The sequence below is a fragment of the Micromonospora auratinigra genome (assembly GCF_900089595.1).
GTDB classification, from domain to species: domain Bacteria; phylum Actinomycetota; class Actinomycetes; order Mycobacteriales; family Micromonosporaceae; genus Micromonospora; species Micromonospora auratinigra.
Genome location: NZ_LT594323.1, coordinates 6,589,453 through 6,607,887, shown reverse-complemented (window position 1 = coordinate 6,607,887; position 18,435 = coordinate 6,589,453). Strand labels below are relative to the sequence as shown.

The window sequence follows — 18,435 nt, the reverse complement described above, 5'->3', positions numbered from 1 at the left end:
CGGGTGATGAGCAGAGGGACGGCAGGGAGGCGGGGCAGCCGTACCGGTCCCGGGTCGGGGAGCGCGTGTCCGCCGGGAGGCCGGGTGGGCCGGGGGCAGGTCAGACGTAGAGCGCGGTGAAGGGTGCCCAGGGCAGGTTGCGGGCCACCGAGAAGGCGAACCAGATCGCCAGGAAGCCGCCGATCAGCCTCGGGCTGGGCTCCGGCTGTGGCAGCCGCCAGCCGAACGCGCGGTTGCCGGCCCAGGCCACGAAGAACCAGGCCAGGAAGGGCAGCGCGAAGACGAAGAGGAAGTGGTGCCGGGCGGCGGCCGGCAGGTCGCCGTGCAGCACGTACCAGAGCGCGCGGGTGCCGCCGCAGCCCGGGCAGTCGAGGCCGGTGGTGAGCTTGAGCAGGCAGCTCGGGCGGGCATCCGGGTCGCTCTGGGTGGGATCGCTGATCAGCGCGTACGCGATGCCGACGCCGACGCAGCCGAGCGCGGCCAGCGGCACCGCCCAGCGCGGCGCGCGGGCGTGCAGCCGCAGCACCATCCGGGTGAACCGGTCCGGCTCGGGCTGGGGGTAGCTCGCCTCGACGGGCCAGATCGCGGGCTGCGGGTCGGCCGGGGCGGCGGGCCGGTCAACGCTGGTCACGCGCTCACCGTACACCCGCCACGCCCACCAGGGCGGCGGCCAGCGGACCCGCCAGGTCGCCGCCCTCGGGCGGGGCGACCGCGTCCAGGCCGAGCCAGCCGGCGAGGCGGTAGAGCTCGGCGGCGAGCGCCACCGCGGTCTCCCCCGGATCGGCCCCGGGCTCGACCCAGGCGGCCGGCACCAGCAGCACCCCGGCGCGCCGGTCGGCCTTCAGGTCGACCCGGGCGGTGAACCGCTCGCCCTGCAGGAACGGCAGCACGTAGTAGCCGTGGACCCGCTGCGGGGCCGGCACGTAGATCTCGATCCGGTAGTGGAAGTCGAAGAGCCGCTCGGCGCGGCCGCGCTCCCAGACCAGCGGGTCGAACGGGCTGACCAGGGTGTTGCCGCGGACCCAGCGGGGCAGCCGGGCCGCCGCGTGCAGGTAGGCCGGCTGCTGCCAGCCGGCCACCGTGACCGGCGTCAGCTCGCCCGCCTCGACCAGCTCCGCGACGGCCCGCCGGGCGCCCGCGGCGGGCAGCCGGAAGTAGTCACGCAGCTCCGGCTCGGCGGCCACCCCGAGCGACCGGGCGGCGACCGCCACCAGAGCGCGATGTGCGTCGGCCTCGCCCGGGGTGGGGGCGTCCAGCACGGCCGGCGGCAGCACCCGCTCGGGCAGGTCGTAGCGGCGGGCGAACGAGGGGGTGCGGTCGGCGGCGGTCACCTCGCCGGCCCAGAACAGGTATTCCAGGGCGCGCTTGACCGTCGACCAGTTCCAGCCCCAGTGGCCCGTCTCCCGGGGCGCGTCGTGCTCGATCTCGGCGGCGGTGAGCGGCCCGCGCGCGGCCACCTCGTCCCGGACCCAGGCGACCAGCTCGGGCTGCTCCTGGGCGATCCGGCGCATCCCGCCCCAGGCCTCGTCGCGGGCCCGGGCCATCCGCCAGCGCAGCGCCGGGTGCAGGCCGACCGGGACCAGCGACGCCTCGTGCCCCCAGTATTCGAAGAGCTCCCGGGGACGCCGGTAGGCGGCGGTGTCGAGCAGGGTGGTCGGGTACGGCCCGAGCCGGGTGTAGAGCGGCAGGTAGTGCGCCCGTTGCAGGACGTTCACCGAGTCCATCTGGATCAGGCCGACCCGGTCCAGCACCCGGCGCAGGTGCCGGCGGGTGGGCACGCCGGTGGGCGTCGGGTCGGCGAGGCCCTGGGCGGCCAGCGCGATCCGGCGGGCCTGGGCGCGGGAGAGTGATTCCGGTACGGCCATCGTCGGCGACCTTAGACCACGGGACCGACACGACACGGCCGGCCGACGCTGGACCGACCGCCCGCGCGGGCATAGAACGGACAGGTGCTCATCATCCGCCGCGAGGAGCCGGACGACGCCGAGGCGGTCGCCCGGGTGCACGTGCACGGCTGGCAGGCCGGGTACGCCGGGATCATGCCGGACGAGGTGCTGCGCCGGCTCAACCCGGCCGCCTGGGCGCAGCGCCGGCGCGACGTCGGCACCGCCGACCCGGACCACCCGTTCACCACGCTGCTCGCCGAGTCCGACGGGGTGGTGACCGGGTTCGTCACCTTCGGGCCGTACCGCAACGACCAGGACCGCGACGACCTCGACCCGGCGTACGGCGAGATCCTCGGGATGTACCTGGAGCCCGCCTGGTGGGGCACCGGGACCGGCCGGGCGCTGTTCGCCGCGGCCCGGACCGGCCTGGCCGAACGGGGCTGGACGGAGTATCGGCTCTGGGTGCTCGCCGACAACGCCCGGGCGCGCCGCTTCTACGAGCGCGCCGGCCTGTCAGCCGACGGGGTGGAGTCGACCTACCCGGTGCCGCTGGCCGCCGGGCGCGACCCGGTCCGGCTCCGGGAACTGCGCTACGCCGCCCGGCTCGACGGCTGACCCGACCGGGGCGTCCCCGCCGGTGCGGCCGCCGCCGGTCGGCGTGGCCCAGCGACGGATCGGCAGCCCGAGCAGCAGCGCCAGGCTGATCCAGACGTACGTGTTGCTGCCGAGGAAGCCGCCCACGCCGGTGAAGTCCTTCTCCCAGGCCCAGACGATCCGGCTGCACAGCAGGGCGTACCCGAGGAGCGCGGCGGCCAGCAGCAGGCGGCGCCGCGCGCTGCGCGCGGGGGCCGCCATCGCGTTGTCGACGAGCAGGGTCAGCGCGGGCAGCAACCAGACCAGGTGGTGCACCCAGGTCACCGGGCTGACCAGGCACATCACCGCGCCGGTCAGGGCCAGGCCGGTGGCCTCGTCCCCGGCGGCGACCGCGGCCCGGGCCCGCCAGCCCCAGAGCACCAGGACGAGCAGCACCACGATCAGCCAGGCGACGGTGCTCGGGTGTTCCGGGTGCAGCCGGGCCACCGTGCCGCGCAGCGACTGGTTGGAGACGAAGGCCAGCTCCCCCACCCGGTCGGTGTTCCACAGCGCAGAGGTCCAGAACTCGCGGGAGGCGTCCGGGAAGAGCGCGCCGGCGAGCAGGGTGGCCGCCGCCGCCGCACCGACCGCGGTGGCCGCGGCCCGCCAGCGACGGGTCACCAGCAGGTAGACGATGAAGATGCCCGGGGTCAGCTTGATCGCGGTGGCCAGGCCGACGCCGACGCCGGCCCACCGGCTGCCGACCGGCAGCAGCCGCAGCAGGTCCACCGCGACCAGGAAGAGCAGCAGCATGTTGACCTGGCCGAAGTTGACCGTCTCGCGCATCGGCTCGAACGCGGCGGCCAGGCAGAGCGCGACCGCGAGGGCGAACCAGCGGGTCCACCCGGCGCGCCGGGCGATCGGGTCGACCAGCCACCAGATGACCACGGTGCTGGCCAGCACGGTGATCACCACGCTGACGGTGATCGCCGCCGGCCAGGGCAGGTACGCCATCGGCAGCATGACCAGCGCCGCGAACGGCGGGTAGGTGAAGCCGTACTGGGTGCCGGCCTTGAGGAAGTCGTAGATCTCCCCACCGTCGTGCGTCCAGAAGGTGAGCGCGCCGTAGTAGACCTTCAGGTCGAAGAAGCCGTGCCGGACCGCCGCCACGGAGAGGAAGGCGGTCACCGCGACGGCGAGCGCCAGCACCGCGACGACCTGCCCGACCGTCCGTCTGGCACCCTGCGCCACCGTCGTCCCCCTCGCCCTGCGTAGGCTCACGTGCCATGGCTCTCGGGTACGTCCGCCCCGCGCGTCCGGAGGACGCGGACGAGATCGCACGCCTCCAGCTCGCGACCTGGCGGGTCGCGTACCGCCGGATCCTGCCCCGGCACGTGCTCGACAACCTGGACGAGGCGTACCTCGCCCGGCGGTGGAGCGCGGCGGTGCAGGAGCCGCCCTCGGGCGCGCACCGCGTGCTGGTCGCCGTCGAACAGGCCGAGCAATCCTATCTGGTGGGGTTCGCCGCAGCCGGTCCGGCCGACGCCGAGGCGCTCGCCCCGGGCGAGCCGGCCGACGCGCTGGCCGACGGCGTGGCGGCGGTGACCGACCTGCTGGTGGAGCCGCGCTGGGGCCGGCGCGGGCACGGCAGCCGGCTGCTCGCCGCCATGGTCGACCACTGGCGTACGGACGGTCTGCACCGGGCGGTGGCGTGGGCGTTCGACGCGGACGCGGCGACCCGGGCGTTCCTGACCTCGACCGGCTGGGAGCCGGACGGCGCGGCCCGCGCGCTGGACGTGGACGACATGCTGGTCCCGCAGCTCCGGCTGCACGTCGCCGTCCCCGGTGAGCCGGCCGCTTCCTGAGTGGGCGCTGTCGGGGGCTGCGCCTACGGTGGGGGCATGACGACTGCCCCGGCACCGGCCAGCACCGACCTGGAGCCGTTCCGGGTCGAGCTCACCGGCTACGCCTACCGCATGCTCGGCTCGATCTTCGACGCGGAGGACGCGGTCCAGGAGACCCTGCTGCGGGCCTGGCGCGCCCGGGACGGCTTCGACGGCCGGTCCAGCCTGCGCACCTGGCTCTACCGGATCGCCACCAACGTCTGTCTCGACCTGCTGCGCGGGCGCGGGCGGCGGGCGTTGCCGATCGACCTGGGCGCGCCGTCGGCGCCGGTGGCCGAGTCGCTCGGCCCGCCGGCCGGCGACTGGATCGGCCCGGTGCCGGACACGGCGGTGCTCCCCGCCGACCCGGCGGAGCTGGCGGTGGCCCGCGAGTCGGTGCGGCTGGCGTTCGTGGCCGCGCTCCAGCACCTGCCGCCCCGGCAGCGCGCGGTGCTGATCCTGCGCGAGGTGCTGCGCTGGCGGGCCGACGAGGTCGCCGACCTGCTCCACACGAGCGTGCCGGCGGTGAACAGCGCCCTGCAGCGGGCCCGGGCGACCCTGGCGGAGGTCCGCGGCGACCGGCCGGCGGGCGGGCCGGGGCTGGACCCGTCCGACCGGGACCTGCTCGACCGGTACGTGGACGCGTTCGTCCGCTACGACATCGACGCCCTGGTGGCGCTGCTGCACTCCGACGCGGTGCAGAGCATGCCGCCGTACGCGATGTGGCTGCGCGGCGCGGCCGACATCGGCCGGTGGATGACCGGGCCGGGGGCCGAGTGCCGGGGCTCCCGGCTGGTCCGGGTCGCCGCGAACGGCGGTCCGGGGCTGGCGCAGTACCGGTCCGACCCGGCCGGCGGCCACCGGGCCTTCTCGATCCAGGTGCTGGACGTCGCCGACGGGCGGATCGTCCGGCTGAGCCACTTCCTCGAGCCGGATCTCTTCGCCCGGTTCGGCCTGCCGCTGCGCCTCGATTCCTGAGCCACCGATGAGTTCGTGCCCGGCGGACCGTCCACCCTGGCGCGGGCACCCGCATCGCGATGCCGGCGGTCCCGACACGGGGCGGGACCGCCGGCGCCCGGTCAACCCTTGTCGACGCCCTCGTTCGCGCCCCGGACGAAGTACCGCTGGAAGATCACGAAGAGCACCGCCACCGGGATGGTGGCGAGCAGCGCGGCGCCCAGCTTGAGCGGATACTGGGTGCCCTTGCCGAGCGACCCGCTGACCAGGTCGGCCAGCCCGCGGGGCAGGGTGAACAGGTCCGGGTCCTGCACCGAGACGAGGCTGTGCGGGAACTCGTTCCAGGAGCCCTGGAACGACAGGATGGTCAGCGTGATCAGCGCCGGCCGCGCGGTCGGCAGCACCACCGACCAGAAGGTACGGAACACGCCCGCCCCGTCGATCCGGGCCGCCTCCTCGATGCTGACCGGCACCGACTCGAAGAACTGCTTCATGATGAAGACCCCGGCCGCGTCGGCGAGCAGCGGCACCACCAGGCCCGCGTAGCTGTCGTAGAGGCCGAGCTGCTTGAGCACCAGGAACTTCGGGATCAGCAGCACCACGCCGGGCACCGCCATCACCGCGATGACCGCGCCGAACAGCGCGGCGCGGCCCCGGAACCGCAACCGGGCGAGCGCGTAGCCGGCGAGCGAGTCGAAGAACACCCGGCCGAGCGTGACCAGCACGGTGACCAGCAGCGAGTTGCCCAGCCAGAGCGGGAAGTTCGTGCCGGCGAAGATCCGTTCGAAGCCGGCCAGGGTGACCGGGTCGGGCACCGGCGAGAGCGGGTTCGCCGCCGCGTCCGGCTCGGTCTTGAACGAGTTGCCGAGCTGGATCACGAACGGGTAGAGGAAGACCAGCCCGAAGGCGATCAGGGTGGCGTACCCGAGGATGCGGTTGACCCGGGCCCGGGGCCCGCGGTCGGCGCGGCGCGCCACGGGGGCCGCCGGCCGGTCGGTGCGCACGGCCATGTCAGGACCTCTCCGGTACGCGTCGCCGCCACCACCGGGCCCGCCGGGGCTCGTCCCGGTCGGCCATCACCCGGCGCTGGAGCAGGGTCAGCAGGATGATGATCAGGAAGAGCACGAACGAGATGGCCGCGCCGGAGCCGTAGTCGAAGTCCCGGAAGGCGGTCCGGTAGGACAGGTACGCGGGGGTGAGCGTGGTCTTGGCCGGGTCGCCCTGGCTCATCACGTACACCTGGTCGAAGACCTGCCACGAGCCGATCAGGCCGAGGGTGAGCACCAGGAAGGTGGTCGGCCTGATCAGTGGCAGCGTGACGTGCCGGAACCGCTGCCAGCGGGTCGCCCCGTCGAGGGTGCTGGCCTCGTCGAGCGCCACCGGGACGTTCTGCAACGCGGCCAGGAACATCAGCATGAAGGTGCCCGAGGTGGTCCAGATGACCAGGCTGATGATCGAGACCATGGCCACGCTGGGACCGGCGAGCCAGTCCCACCAGGTCAGCCCGAGCGGCCCGCCGGAGGTGAGCGCGCCGGGCGGCGAGTCCACGCCGAGCGCGCCGAACAGCAGGTGCAGCACGCCCCGGGAGTCGGCGAACCACTCCGGCCCCCGCACGCCGAGCAGGCCGAGCAGCTTGTTGACCGCGCCGGAGTTGGCGAACAGGAACAGGAACACCACGCTGATCGCCACCGAGCTGGTGACGGACGGGAAGTAGAAGGCGCTGCGGAAGAAGCCCTTGCCCTTGAGCATCCGGTTGTTGACCACCAGGGCGAGGCCGAGGGCGAGCACGGTCTGCACCGGCACGACGATGCCCACGTAGTAGATGTTGTTGCGGATGCTGGTCATGAAGTCCCGGCGGGCCAGCCCGTCCTCGGTGAACAGCCGGGTGTAGTTGCGGGTGCCGGTGAACGGCACGTCGCCGGTGAACGGGCTGCCCTGCCCGTTCCAGTCGGTGAGGCTCACCCAGAGCGCCATCAGGATCGGCAGCAGCAGGAAGAGCCCGAGGATCACGATCACCGGCGCGACGAAGAGCCAGCCGGCCAGGTTCTCGTTGCTCCGGACCCCGCCCCGGCGGCGGCGCGGTGACGGCACCGGCGTGGTGGCCGGGGCCCGCAGTGCTTCGGTTGCCATGTCTGCCTCCCTCCTTGTCGTGGGAGCCGGCGCGGAGGGGCCCGGCCGGACCCCTCCGCCACCGCTCAGCCGCCGAGCGCCGCCTTGGCGTTCTTGTCGAAGTTGGCCAGGATCGTCTTCGGGTCGCCGGTGGCCAGCCCCTGGAGGCCGGCTTCCAGGTCACGCAGGACACTGTCCATCTTCGGGGCGTTCACCGGGCCCTGGGCGTACCCGGCGCCGTCGATGAACGGCTTGTCCGCCGGGAACGCGCCGGTGTACTGCTCGCGGACGGACTGCCGGGACGGCATCACGCCGAACGCCTTGGCGAAGGTCATCTGCTGGTCGCCGGCGGTCATCGCCTCGACGAACTTGATCGCCTGCTCCTTGTACTTCGACTTGGCGGCGATGCCCCAGCACTGGGTGAAGGAGAGGGTGCCCTGCCCCTTCGGGCCGGCCGGCAGCGGCACGACCTTGTACTTCACGTTCGGGAAGTCGTTCTGCAGGGCACCCTTGATCCAGTTGCCCTCGATGGTCATGACGGCCTTGCCCTTGCCGAACGCCTCGCCGGCCCAGCCGGCGTCGAGCTGCTTCGGGAACTTCGCGTAGCCGCTGGTGAGCAGCGACTTCACGTACTGCAGGGCCTGGACGTTCTGCGGGGTGTCGGCGGTGGGCTGCTTGCCGTCCTTGCTCATCAGCCAGCCGCCGTTCTGCACCAGGAACGCGCCCATCCGGTCCCGGGTGTCGCCGAGGGCGAGCGCGACCATGCCCTTCGCCTTGATCTTCTGGCTGACCGCGGTGAGCTGGTCCCAGCTGGTCGGCACGTCGGCGTCGGTCAGGCCGACCTTCGTCCAGAGGTCGGTGTTGATCTCCAGGGCGAGGGTGGAGAAGTCCTTCGGCGCGCAGTAGAGCTTTCCGTCGTAGGTGAACGCGGTGCGCAGGCTCTCGTAGAAGTCGTCCGTCTTGCTGATCTTGTCGCCGTACGGCTCCAGCGCGCCGACGCTGGCGAAGTCGGCGAAGCGGCTCGCGTCGACGTAGAAGACGTCCGGCGGGGTGCCGCCGGCCAGCGCCTGCCCGAGCTGCTGGGTGAGGTCCTGCGCCGGGGTGACGGTGGCGGTGTTGCCGCTGGCCGAGGCCCACTTGGCGGCCGCGTCCCGGACCGCGGTGGTCTCGGCGTCGCCGGAGGAGCCGATCAGGATCTGGAGGCTGGCCGGCCCGCTGGACTGCGTGGTGTCCTTCGAGTCGTCGAAGCCGCCGCCGCAGCCGGCGGTGCCGAACAGGGCGACGGCGGCGAGGCCGGCCACCGCCGCCCGGGTGAGGGTGCGAGGTGTCATCGGTGTCTCCTGGTGGGGGAACGGGGGATCAGGCGGTGTGGCGCAGCACCAGCTCGGGGCGGAGCAGCACCTGGGGGTCGGTGGGTTGGCCGTCGAGCAGGGCGGTGAGCAGCTCGACGCAGCGGGCCGCGGCGGCCGCGAGCGGTTGACTGACGCTGGTCAGCCCGACCGCCGCGGCGACCGGGGTGTCGTCGAAGCCGACGACGGCGACCGGCGCCGCCGCGACGCGGACGGCCTGGAGCGCGCCGAGGGCGAGCGAGTCGCTGACGCAGACCACGGCGGTGGGCGGCTCGTCGAGGGCGAGCAGGTCGCGCATGACGCGCTCCCCCTCGGCGATGCCGTCCTCGGTGGCCGCGTCGGGTGCGGCGCCGTCGAGGCCGGCCGCCGCCAGGGTGGTACGCCAGCCGGCGCGCCGGTCGTCGCCGACGCCGGAGCCCGCCGGCCAGCCGAGGAAGGCGATCCGGCGGTGGCCGGTGTCGAGGAGTCGCCGGGTGGCCTGGGCGGTGCCGGCCGCGCCGTCGACGTCGACCCAGGGATGCGCGTCGGGGGCGTCCCAGGGCCGACCGAAGGTCACGAAGGGCACCTCCCGCTCGGCCAGCCAGGCGGTGCGCGGGTCCCCGTGGTCGGTGCCGGTGAGCACGAACGCGTCCAGGTCGTACGCGCCGAGCAGGTCGTCGTAGGTGGCGATCTCGTGGCCGTCGTCGCGGGCGGTGTAGAGCAGGACGCGGTAGCCGGCGGCGTCGGCGGTCTCGGTGAGCCCGTGCAGGAACCGGTCGAGGACGGAGCCGTTGATCCCGTCGCGGGTGGGCTCGATCCGGACCGCGATCAACCGGGACCGGCCGGTCCGCATCTGCCGGGCGGCCTGGTTGGCCCGGTAGCCGAGCGCGGTGATGGCCTCCTGCACCCGGCGTCGGGTCTCCTCGCGCACCACGTGCGGCGCGTTGAGCACGTTGGAGACCGTCTGCCGGCTCACCTGGGCGTGCCGGGCCACCGTCGCGATGGTCACCTTTTCAGCCACTTGATTCCTCTCATGGCCTTGAACGTTCCAACTCCGTTACGTCATTATTGGATCGTTCAAAGTTGCTGGAATGTTTCGCACTGTGCACCGCGCCGGCCGCATCTGTCAAGACGTCGCCGGCCACCGATCAGCACCGGGGGTTCCCCTTGTCCGACCGACACCTGCAACCGCTGCTGCACGACCTGGTCGGGGTGCTGCACGCCCCCACCAGCGCGTTGGCGGAGGCGACCGGCCAGATCCGGCCGCGCGGCGTCCAGGGCGTCTTCCACGCCGACGCCCGCGTGCTCTCCCGCGCCGAACTGCGGGTCGACGGCCGCGAACCGGAGGCGCTCACCCGGGGGACGGCCGGCCCGCACGGCGCCCGCTTCGTCGCCCTGGCCCGCTGGCTCGGCGACCCCACCCCCGACCCGACCGTCCGGATCGACCGGATCCGCCGGGTCGAGGCGTACGGGCTCGCCGAGGAGGTGCGCGTCTCCTCCACCGCCTCCGCCCCGGTGCGCGCCACCGTCAGCGTCGACCTCGGCTGCGACCTCGCGCCGATCGAACTGGTCAAGTCGGGCGGCAGCGGCGTGCCGCAGCAGGTCCACCTCGACCCGCAAGGCCGGCTCCGGTGGGCCGCCGACGGGATCACCGTCACCGTCACCGCCGAGGACGCCACCGTGGACGCCACCGGCGAGCGGGCCGGCTCGCCCCGGTTGAGCTGGCCCGTCGCGCTCGCCCCCGGCGAGACGGTCACGCTGCGCTGGCGGCTCGCCGTCACCGACCCGAAGGCCGTGGTGGCCGCCCCGCCCGCCGGGCCCGACTGGGCCGTACCCGGGGTGCGCGCCGACGACCGCCGGCTGGTCCGGCTGCTCGACCGGTCCCTGGCCGACCTGCACGGCCTGCGGCTCGCCGACCCGGCCCACCCCGGGGACGTCTACCTCGGCGCCGGCGTGCCCTGGTTCCTCACCCTCTTCGGCCGGGACAGCCTCTGGGCCGCGCGGATGATGCTGCCGCTCGGCACCGAGCTGGCCGCCGGCACGCTGCGGACCCTCGCCCGCCGCCAGGGCAGCCGGCTCGACCCGGACAGCGGCGAGGCGCCCGGCAAGATCCTGCACGAGCTGCGCCGGCACGAGTTCGTCCCGGGCGGGGAGCTCCGGCTGCCGCCCGCCTACTACGGCACCGTGGACGCCACCATGCTCTGGGTCGTGCTGCTGCACGACGCCTGGCGCTGGGGGCTGGACCCGGCGCAGGTCGAGCCCCTGCTGCCGCACCTGGAGGCCGCGCTGGGCTGGCTCGGCGACCACGCCGACGCCGACGGCGACGGCTTCGTCGAGTACCTCGACACCACCGGCCACGGGCTGGCCAACCAGGGCTGGAAGGACTCCGGCGACGCGGTGCGCCACCGCGACGGCCGGCTGGCCCGGCCGCCCATCGCGCTGGCCGAGGTGCAGGGGTACGCGTACCAGGCGGCGGTCAACGGCGCGGACCTGCTCGACGCCTTCGGCCGGCCCGGCGCGGACCGCTGGCGCGGCTACGCCGACCGGCTCGCCGCCCGGTTCCGGGCCGCGTTCTGGGTCGACGGCCGGTACGGGCCCCAGCCCGCCCTCGCGCTGGACCGGGACAAGCGCCCGGTCGACTCGCTGACCAGCAACATCGGCCACCTGCTCGGCACCGGCCTGCTCTCCGACGCCGAGTCGGCACAGGTCGCGGCGCTGCTCGGCACCGAGGCCATGGCCGGCGGCTTCGGGCTGCGCACGATGTCCACCGACGACGCCGGGTTCAGCCCGCTGTCGTACCACTGCGGCACGGTCTGGACCCACGACACCGCGATCGCCCTCGGCGGCCTGGCCCGGGCCGGGCACCGCGACACCGCGCTGCGCCTCGCCGACGGGCTGCTCGGCGCGGCCGAGGCGTTCGACTACCGCCTCCCCGAGCTGTACGGCGGGGACGACCGGGACACCCTGGGCCGGCCGGTGCCGTACCCGGCGGCCTGCCACCCGCAGGCCTGGTCGGCGGCGGCCGCGGTGCTGCTGCTCCAGGCCGGCGTGGGCCTCTACCCGGACGTGCCCAACGGTCGGGTGGAGCTGCGCCCGCTGGCCGGTCCGGAGCTGGGCGCGCTGCGCGTCGACGGCCTGCGGGTCGCCGGCGCCCCGGTCGAGGTGGTGGTGGACGGCGCGGGCCGGCCCACCGTCACCGGCCTGCCCACCGGCCTGACCCTGGCCGCCCCGCAGGTGCCCGCCCCCCGCACCCCCGCGGAGGCCCCGGCCCGGCGCTGAGGTCGCGCCCGCGCACCCGGTCCCGCGACATCGATCATGAGGTTGGCGGCGAAGTCGATCTCCATTTCCGCCGCCAACCTCATGATCACGCGGTGGGCGTCAGCTCGGCGACCACCTCGTCGTCCTCCATGGCGCCGGTGGGGTGGAAGCCGAGGGAGCGGTAGAGGGCGGCGGCGGACGCGTTCTCCGGGTGGTAGCTGAGCCGGACCGGCTGCCCCGCGCGGGCCAACCAGTCGACGAGGGTGCGCACGGTCGCCCGGCCGACCCCCCGGTCCTGCTCGGCGGCGTCGATCACCATGCCGCCGATCCAGCGCGAACCGTCGTCGTCCACGCCCCACATGACGTGCCCGACCACGGTGTCGTCGGCGTACACGGCCAGCGAGGTCCAGACCGACGACCGCATGGTCAGCAGCAGGTAGCGGGCGGCCAGGGCGGGCACCCAGGCCCGCTGGTCGTCGCGGGGCGCCACGTCGGCCACCGCCCGCCAGTTGTCGTCGTCCACCGGCCGCAGCGTGACGTGGCGGCCGGCGCGGTCCCGCGCCCCAGAGTCGATCATGAGAGCAAGGGTAGGCGGCCCGCGTCCCGGCGACGACCGGTTTCCGCCGGCCGGGGTCAGCGACCGGCGGCCGCGTCCAGGAAGGGCCGCGGGTCACCCGCCCCGAGGTCGGTGATCCCGGCGGTCCGCAACGCGCCGATGGCGAGGGTCCGGCGGACCGCCGCGAAGGTGATCACATGGCCGATCGTCCCGCCCAGCGTGTGGCTGGTCGGCGGCGTGCAGGTGGTGTCGACGAAGGTGTCCCCCAGGGTCCCGTCGGCCAACGTCCGGGCCACGAAGGCCCGCCAGTCGCGGCCGGCGACCGCGTGCCGGGCGGCCAGACCGGCCACCGACACGTCGCTCTCGTCCGGCCACGCGCCGCCGCGCAACGCCGAGAGCCAGTGCTCCTCCTGGGTCACCATCGCGTTGATCAGTGCGCGGAGCGTCGGCCGTTCGTCGATGGTCTCCACCGACACCGCGATGGGCCGGTCGAGCGTCTCCGCGTCGAGCGTGCCGGCGCGCTCGATGACGGCGGTGAGGGTGTCGACGTGGTGGTCGACCAGGTGCTGCAGGACGTTCATCGGAGTCTCCTGTCTGGTGGCCGGCAGCCGCAGGCCGCCGGGGGGCTGGAAGTGGACGCCGCTGGGGCAGGGCAGCTCCAGCTCGCGGAAGGTGAGCGGAGGCCGCCGACGGATCGCGGTCGGGGACGTCGCGTACGACCGCTGGAAGGCGCGGCTGAACGCCTCGTGCGAGCCGTACCCCGCCTCGACGGCGATGTCGAGCACGGTGCGCCCGGTGGTGGTGAGGCGGTGCGCCGCGCGTTCCAGCAGCAGCCGGCGCCGCAGGGCGCCGGGCGGCTCGCCGGTGGCCGCGGCGACCAGCCGGTCGAAGTGGAACCGGGACAGGTACGCCCGGGCGGCGACGTCCGCCGGGCTGACCGTCGGGTCGTCGAGCACGACCTGGAGCGAGTCGAGGATCCGGGTGAGCCCGTCCGTCGTGGTCATGTGTCCACCCTGCACCCGAGGGCCGGCGGCGCGCCTGACCGCCGTTGCGCACCTGCGCGCCGAGCGGGCCCCGCAAACACGTCGGCCGGCCGTCCCCGAGGGGTACGGCCGGCCGGTCGGGCCGGGCAGGTGTGCTCAGTCCAGCAGGGCGTCCAGGCCGACGGTCAGGCCGGGCCGGGTGCGGACCGCGCGGACGGCCAGCAGCACGCCCGGCATGAACGAGGCGCGGTCCAGGGAGTCGTGCCGGATGGTCAGCGTCTCGCCGGTGGTGCCGAACAGCACCTCCTGGTGGGCGACCAGACCGGCGGCCCGGACCGCGTGCACGCGTACCCCGTCGATCTCGGCGCCCCGGGCGCCCGGCACCTCGTCCTTGGTGGCGTCCGGCGCGGGACCCAGCCCGGCCTCGGCGCGCGCCGCGGCGATCAGCCGGGCGGTGTGCGTGGCGGTGCCGCTGGGCGCGTCCAGCTTGCGCGGGTGGTGCTGCTCGATGATCTCGACGGACTCGAAGTGCCGGGCGGCGCGGGCGGCGAACTGCATCATCAGCACCGCGCCGATGCCGAAGTTGGGGGCGATCACCACACCCACCCCGGGCTTGCGCTCCAGCCAGCCGCGCACCCGGTCCAGCCGCTGCGCGGTGAAGCCGGTGGTGCCGACCACCGCGCTGATGCCCTGGTCGATGCACCAGTGCAGGTTGTCCATGACGACGTCGGGGGTGGTGAAGTCGACGACCACCTCGGCGGCGGCGTCGGAGGCGGCGAAGAGACCGTCGCCCTCGTCGACCATCGCCACCAGGTCCATGTCGGCGGCCGCGTCGACGGCCTTGCAGACCTCCATGCCCATCCGGCCGCGCGCGCCCAGCACGCCGACCCGGATCGCCTCGGCCGGACTCGTCCCCTGCTCGTCAGTCACGGGGCACAACCTATCCCAATCGGGACGCGCCCGGCCCGGCGGACCGCCCGCCGTCCCACCCGCCGGGCGACCGGTCAGACCGAGAAGGCCGACCTGTCGAACGGGCCGACCACGGCCAGCGACATCGGCCGGCCGAGCAGGTCGGCGGCGAGGGTGTTCACCTCGTCGAGGGTGACCGCGTCGACCCGGGCGAGCAGCTCGTCCACCGGCATCAGGTTGCCGTAGAGCAGCTCCCCCTTGGCCAGCCGGCTCATCCGGGAACCGGTGTCCTCCAGGCCGAGGACGAAGGAGCCCTTGCTCATCCCCTTGCCCCGGGCCAGCTCGGCCTCGGTGATCCCCTCGGCGGCCACCCGGCGCAGCTCGGCCCGGGTCAGCTCCAGCACCTCGTCGACCTTGCCCGGGGCGCAGCCCGCGTAGACCGCGAAGAGGCCGCTGTCGGCGTACTGGCTGGCGTACGAGTAGACCGAGTAGGCCAGGCCGCGCTGCTCGCGGATCTCCTGGAAGAGCCGGCTCGACATGCCGCCGCCGAGGACGTTGTTCAGCACCCCGAGGGCGAAACGCCGCTCGTCGGTCCGGTCGATGGCCGGGCAGCCCAGCAGCAGGTGCGCCTGCTCGGTCTCCTTCGGCTCGACCAGGGTGGTGGCCGGCTTCGTGCGCACCACCGGGGTGCTCGGCCGGTACGCCGCCGGCGCGGCCGGGTCGGTGTCCAGCGGGGTGCCGCGCAGCGCCGCCCGGACCAGCTTCACCACGGTGGCGTGGTCGAGGTTGCCGGCGGCCGCGACGACGATCTGCGGCGGGGTGTAGCGGCGACGGTAGAAGCTCTGGATCTGCCGCCGGGACATCGGCGTGACGGTCTCCTCGGTGCCGGAGATCAGCCGGCCGAGGGGGTGGTCGCCGTAGACCGCGCGGGCGAAGAGGTCGTGCACCTCGTCACCGGGCTCGTCGTCGTGCATGGCGATCTCTTCGAGGATGACGCCCCGCTCGGTCTCCACGTCGGCGGCGTCCAGCACCGAGTCGGCGACCAGGTCGCACATCACGTCGATGGCCAGCGGCAGGTCCTCGTCCAGCACGCGGGCGTAGTAGCAGGTGTATTCCTTCGTGGTGAAGGCGTTCGTCTCGCCGCCCACCGCCTCGATCTCGGCCGAGATGTCCAGCGCGGTGCGCTTGTGGGTGCCCTTGAAGAGCAGGTGCTCCAGGAAGTGCGCGGCGCCGGCCTGGGAGCCGGTCTCGTCCCGCGAGCCCACCGCCACCCAGACGCCGAACGAGACGCTGCGCATCGCCGGGATCGCCTCGGTGAGCACGCGCAGCCCGCTGGGCAGGACGGTGCGGCGCACGGTCCCGCCCAGCGGGTCCTCGCTGAGCGTGCGGGTCACCGCCCGGGCGGCCCCACCGGCGGACCGGGTCTCCCCGGCCACCATCCCCCGCCGCTGTGCGGGCAAGGACGTACGCCCGGTCCGACTCACGAGAACCTGCTCTCCGTACGACGAAGGTGGAGGATCAGCGACGGCTCCAGTCCGCGGGTGCGAGCTGGAGCCGTGGGCCGGCCCGGGTGAACGCCGTCGACGTCACCCGGGCCGGTTGGTGGATCAGCTGTGCCGGGTCCGGCGACGCGGACGGGACTCGCCGCCGCCCTCGCCACCCTCGGACCGCTCCGGACGACCGCCGCGCTCGCCGCGCTCCCGGTCACCCCGGGGAGCACGGTCGCCGCCACGGTCGCCCCCGCGCGGACGCTCGCCACCGGCGGACTCAGCGGCGGCCGGCGCCTCGGCGCCCTCCGGCCGGACCTTGTCCAGGTAGATCTTGCCGCGGGCGTCGATGTCGGCGATCTCGACCTCGACCTTGTCGCCGACGTTGAGGAAGTCCTCGACCTTCTCGACCCGCTTGCCGTCGCCCACCTTGGAGATGTGCAGCAGGCCGTCGCGGCCCGGCAGCAGCGAGACGAAGGCGCCGAACGCGGCGGTCTTCACCACCGTGCCGAGGAACCGGTCGCCCATCTTCGGCAGGGTCGGGTTGGCGATCGCGTTGATCCGCTCGACCGCGGCCTGGGCCGACGGCCCGTTGGTCGCGCCGACGTAGATCGTGCCGTCGTCCTCGATGGAGATCTCGGCGCCGGTCTCGTCCTGGATCGCGTTGATGGTCTGGCCCTTCGGGCCGATCACCATGCCGATCTTGTCGACCGGGATCTTCACGGTGGTGACCCGCGGGGCGTAGTCGCTCATCGTGGCCGGGGCCTCGATCGCCGACTGCATCACGTCGAGGATCGTCTGCCGGGCCTCGTTCGCCTGCTGGAGCGCGGCCGCCAGCACGTCCGACGGGATGCCGTCGAGCTTGGTGTCGAGCTGGAGCGCGGTGACGAAGTCCCGGGTGCCGGCGACCTTGAAGTCCATGTCACCGAACGCGTCCTCGGCGCCGAGGATGTCGGTCAGCGTCACGTACTGGGTCTTGCCGTCGACCTCGTCCGAGATCAGGCCCATCGCGATGCCGGCGACCGGCGCCTTCAGCGGCACACCGGCCGAGAGCAGGCCCAGCGTCGAGGCGCAGACCGAACCCATCGAGGTGGAACCGTTGGAGCCGAGCGCCTCGGAGACCTGCCGGATGGCGTACGGGAACTCCTCGCGCGACGGCAGCACCGGGATCAGCGCCCGCTCGGCGAGCGCGCCGTGGCCGATCTCGCGCCGCTTCGGCGAGCCGACCCGGCCGGTCTCACCGGTCGAGTACGGCGGGAAGTTGTAGTTGTGCATGTAACGCTTGCGGTTCTCCGGGGACAGCGTGTCCACCATCTGCTCCATGCGCAGCATGTTCAGCGTGGTGACGCCCAGGATCTGGGTCTCGCCCCGCTCGAACAGCGCCGAGCCGTGCACCCGCGGCAGCACGCCGACCTCGGCGGTCAGCGGCCGGATGTCGCGCGGCCCACGGCCGTCGATGCGGACCTGCTCGCGCAGCACCCGGTTGCGGACCTCGGACTTGGTCAGCGAGCGGAACGCGGCGGAGAGCTCCTTCTCCCGACCCTCGAAGCGCGCGCCCAGCTCCTCGGCGACCTTGGCCTTGATCCGGTCCAGGGCCTCCTCGCGATCGGCCTTGCCGGCGATCTTCAGGGCCTCGGCGACCTCGCCGCGGACCAGCTCGGCCACCGCGTCGTACGCGTCGTCGGAGTAGTCGAGGAAGACCGGGAACTCGGCGACCGGCTTGGCGGCCACCTCGGCCAGCTCGCTCTGCGCGCGGCACAGCTCACGGATCGCCGGCTTCGCGGCCTCCAGGCCACTGGCCACGATCTCCTCGGTCGGCGCGGTGGCGCCGTCGGCGATCAGGGTCACGGCGTTCGGCGTCGCCTCGGCCTCGACCATCATGATCGCGACGTCGCCGTCCTCCAGCGCCCGGCCGGCCACGACCATGTCGAAGGTGGCCCGGGCCAGCTCCTCCAGGGTCGGGAAGGCCACCCACTGGCCGTCGACGTGCGCGACCCGGGTCGCCCCGATCGGACCGGAGAACGGCAGGCCGGAGAGCTTGGTGGACATCGAGGCGGCGTTGATCGCCACCACGTCGTACGGGTGCTGCGGGTCGAGCGCCAGCACGGTCTCGACGACCTGGACCTCGTTGCGCAGGCCCTTGACGAAGGACGGGCGCAGCGGCCGGTCGATCAGCCGGCAGGTGAGGATGGCGTCCTCGCTGGGCCGGCCCTCGCGGCGGAAGAACGAGCCGGGGATCCGGCCCGCGGCGTACATCCGCTCCTCCACGTCGACGGTCAGCGGGAAGAAGTCGAACGACTCCCGCGGCTGCTTGCCGGCGGTGGTGGCGGAGAGGACGACCGTCTCACCCAGCTGGGCGACGACGGAGCCGGCGGCCTGACGGGCCAGCCGGCCGGTGGAGAAGGTGATCTCCCGGGTGCCGAAGGACCCGTTGTCGATCACGGCGGTGCGGGATTCGGTGCCGAGGTTGGTCTCGGTCATGTGCGATGGTGCTCCTTCGCGTCGT

General features: G+C 74.0%; 16 protein-coding genes. 4 read left to right on the top strand and 12 right to left on the bottom strand.

Annotated elements, in window-relative coordinates:
* Positions 1–100: 100 nt before the first annotated feature.
* Positions 101–646, bottom strand: a complete 546-nt coding sequence (locus GA0070611_RS30220) for a DUF2752 domain-containing protein (RefSeq protein ID WP_091671954.1) — start codon at positions 644–646, stop codon at positions 101–103.
* A complete protein-coding gene (locus GA0070611_RS30215) occupies positions 636–1,865 on the bottom strand; it encodes a winged helix-turn-helix domain-containing protein (RefSeq protein WP_091671952.1) in 1,230 nt (409 codons plus the stop codon). Before GA0070611_RS30215 ends, GA0070611_RS30220 begins: the two co-directional genes overlap by 11 nt.
* An 84-nt stretch (positions 1,866–1,949) precedes the next feature.
* Between GA0070611_RS30215 and GA0070611_RS30210 the strand changes: the two genes are divergently transcribed.
* Positions 1,950–2,501, top strand: coding sequence for a GNAT family N-acetyltransferase (locus tag GA0070611_RS30210; protein WP_091671950.1), 552 nt, complete (start codon positions 1,950–1,952; stop codon positions 2,499–2,501).
* Here the strand turns inward: GA0070611_RS30210 and GA0070611_RS30205 are convergent.
* Positions 2,400–3,710 carry a glycosyltransferase family 87 protein gene (locus tag GA0070611_RS30205; RefSeq protein WP_091671948.1) on the bottom strand — a complete coding sequence of 437 codons (1,311 nt, stop codon included), beginning with the start codon at positions 3,708–3,710 and terminating at the stop codon, positions 2,400–2,402. The genes GA0070611_RS30210 and GA0070611_RS30205 overlap by 102 nt on opposite strands.
* 35 nt (positions 3,711–3,745) lie before the next feature.
* On the opposite strand from GA0070611_RS30205, the gene GA0070611_RS30200 reads away from it, so the two are divergent.
* Positions 3,746–4,324, top strand: a complete 579-nt coding sequence (locus GA0070611_RS30200; RefSeq protein ID WP_091671946.1) for a GNAT family N-acetyltransferase — start codon at positions 3,746–3,748, stop codon at positions 4,322–4,324.
* Between the two features lie 36 nt (positions 4,325–4,360).
* Positions 4,361–5,320: a sigma-70 family RNA polymerase sigma factor gene (locus tag GA0070611_RS30195; RefSeq protein ID WP_091671943.1), complete on the top strand. Its 960-nt coding sequence runs from the start codon at positions 4,361–4,363 to the stop codon at positions 5,318–5,320.
* A 101-nt stretch (positions 5,321–5,421) separates the two neighbouring features.
* Here GA0070611_RS30195 and GA0070611_RS30190 read toward each other — a convergent pair whose 3' ends face one another.
* From GA0070611_RS30190 to GA0070611_RS30175, 4 genes are all read right to left on the bottom strand, one after another.
* Complete coding sequence (locus GA0070611_RS30190; RefSeq protein WP_091671940.1) at positions 5,422–6,309, bottom strand: carbohydrate ABC transporter permease; 888 nt, start codon at positions 6,307–6,309, stop codon at positions 5,422–5,424.
* Position 6,310: 1 nt separating this feature from the next.
* The gene (locus tag GA0070611_RS30185; RefSeq protein ID WP_091671938.1) at positions 6,311–7,429 is read right to left on the bottom strand and encodes a carbohydrate ABC transporter permease; all 1,119 of its coding nucleotides are present in this window, start codon (positions 7,427–7,429) and stop codon (positions 6,311–6,313) included.
* A gap of 65 nt (positions 7,430–7,494) precedes the next feature.
* A complete protein-coding gene (locus GA0070611_RS30180; RefSeq protein WP_091671935.1) occupies positions 7,495–8,739 on the bottom strand; it encodes a sugar ABC transporter substrate-binding protein in 1,245 nt (414 codons plus the stop codon).
* Between the two features lie 28 nt (positions 8,740–8,767).
* Positions 8,768–9,757, bottom strand: coding sequence for a LacI family DNA-binding transcriptional regulator (locus GA0070611_RS30175; RefSeq protein ID WP_091671932.1), 990 nt, complete (start codon positions 9,755–9,757; stop codon positions 8,768–8,770).
* Positions 9,758–9,903: 146 nt separating this feature from the next.
* On the opposite strand from GA0070611_RS30175, the gene GA0070611_RS30170 reads away from it, so the two are divergent.
* Positions 9,904–12,015 carry an amylo-alpha-1,6-glucosidase gene (locus GA0070611_RS30170; protein ID WP_091671929.1) on the top strand — a complete coding sequence of 704 codons (2,112 nt, stop codon included), beginning with the start codon at positions 9,904–9,906 and terminating at the stop codon, positions 12,013–12,015.
* Positions 12,016–12,100: 85 nt separating this feature from the next.
* Here GA0070611_RS30170 and GA0070611_RS30165 read toward each other — a convergent pair whose 3' ends face one another.
* The 5 genes from GA0070611_RS30165 to GA0070611_RS30145 form a co-directional block, all read right to left on the bottom strand.
* Entirely contained in the window at positions 12,101–12,571 is a 471-nt protein-coding gene (locus GA0070611_RS30165; RefSeq protein WP_091671927.1) for a GNAT family N-acetyltransferase, read from the bottom strand.
* Between the two features lie 56 nt (positions 12,572–12,627).
* Entirely contained in the window at positions 12,628–13,554 is a 927-nt protein-coding gene (locus GA0070611_RS30160) for a helix-turn-helix domain-containing protein (protein WP_091671925.1), read from the bottom strand.
* A 135-nt stretch (positions 13,555–13,689) separates the two neighbouring features.
* On the bottom strand, positions 13,690–14,463 hold the full coding sequence (dapB, locus tag GA0070611_RS30155; protein ID WP_091671923.1) for a 4-hydroxy-tetrahydrodipicolinate reductase: 774 nt from the start codon (positions 14,461–14,463) through the stop codon (positions 13,690–13,692).
* A gap of 74 nt (positions 14,464–14,537) precedes the next feature.
* Entirely contained in the window at positions 14,538–15,881 is a 1,344-nt protein-coding gene (locus GA0070611_RS30150) for a M16 family metallopeptidase (RefSeq protein ID WP_091671920.1), read from the bottom strand.
* A 168-nt stretch (positions 15,882–16,049) separates the two neighbouring features.
* The gene (locus tag GA0070611_RS30145; protein WP_091671918.1) at positions 16,050–18,410 is read right to left on the bottom strand and encodes a polyribonucleotide nucleotidyltransferase; all 2,361 of its coding nucleotides are present in this window, start codon (positions 18,408–18,410) and stop codon (positions 16,050–16,052) included.
* Positions 18,411–18,435: the final 25 nt, after the last annotated feature.

Excerpts from the sequence above, each read along its gene's own strand:
- GA0070611_RS30215 (WP_091671952.1), bottom strand. The coding sequence starts at position 1,865 with ATGGCCGTACCGGAATCACTCTCCCGCGCCCAGGCCCGCCGGATCGCG.
- GA0070611_RS30200 (WP_091671946.1), top strand. The coding sequence starts at position 3,746 with ATGGCTCTCGGGTACGTCCGCCCCGCGCGTCCGGAGGACGCGGACGAG.
- GA0070611_RS30195 (WP_091671943.1), top strand. The coding sequence starts at position 4,361 with ATGACGACTGCCCCGGCACCGGCCAGCACCGACCTGGAGCCGTTCCGG.
- GA0070611_RS30190 (WP_091671940.1), bottom strand. The coding sequence starts at position 6,309 with ATGGCCGTGCGCACCGACCGGCCGGCGGCCCCCGTGGCGCGCCGCGCC.
- GA0070611_RS30185 (WP_091671938.1), bottom strand. The coding sequence starts at position 7,429 with ATGGCAACCGAAGCACTGCGGGCCCCGGCCACCACGCCGGTGCCGTCA.
- GA0070611_RS30180 (WP_091671935.1), bottom strand. The coding sequence starts at position 8,739 with ATGACACCTCGCACCCTCACCCGGGCGGCGGTGGCCGGCCTCGCCGCC.
- GA0070611_RS30165 (WP_091671927.1), bottom strand. The coding sequence starts at position 12,571 with ATGATCGACTCTGGGGCGCGGGACCGCGCCGGCCGCCACGTCACGCTG.
- GA0070611_RS30160 (WP_091671925.1), bottom strand. The coding sequence starts at position 13,554 with ATGACCACGACGGACGGGCTCACCCGGATCCTCGACTCGCTCCAGGTC.
- GA0070611_RS30150 (WP_091671920.1), bottom strand. The coding sequence starts at position 15,881 with ATGGTGGCCGGGGAGACCCGGTCCGCCGGTGGGGCCGCCCGGGCGGTG.
- GA0070611_RS30145 (WP_091671918.1), bottom strand. The coding sequence starts at position 18,410 with ATGACCGAGACCAACCTCGGCACCGAATCCCGCACCGCCGTGATCGAC.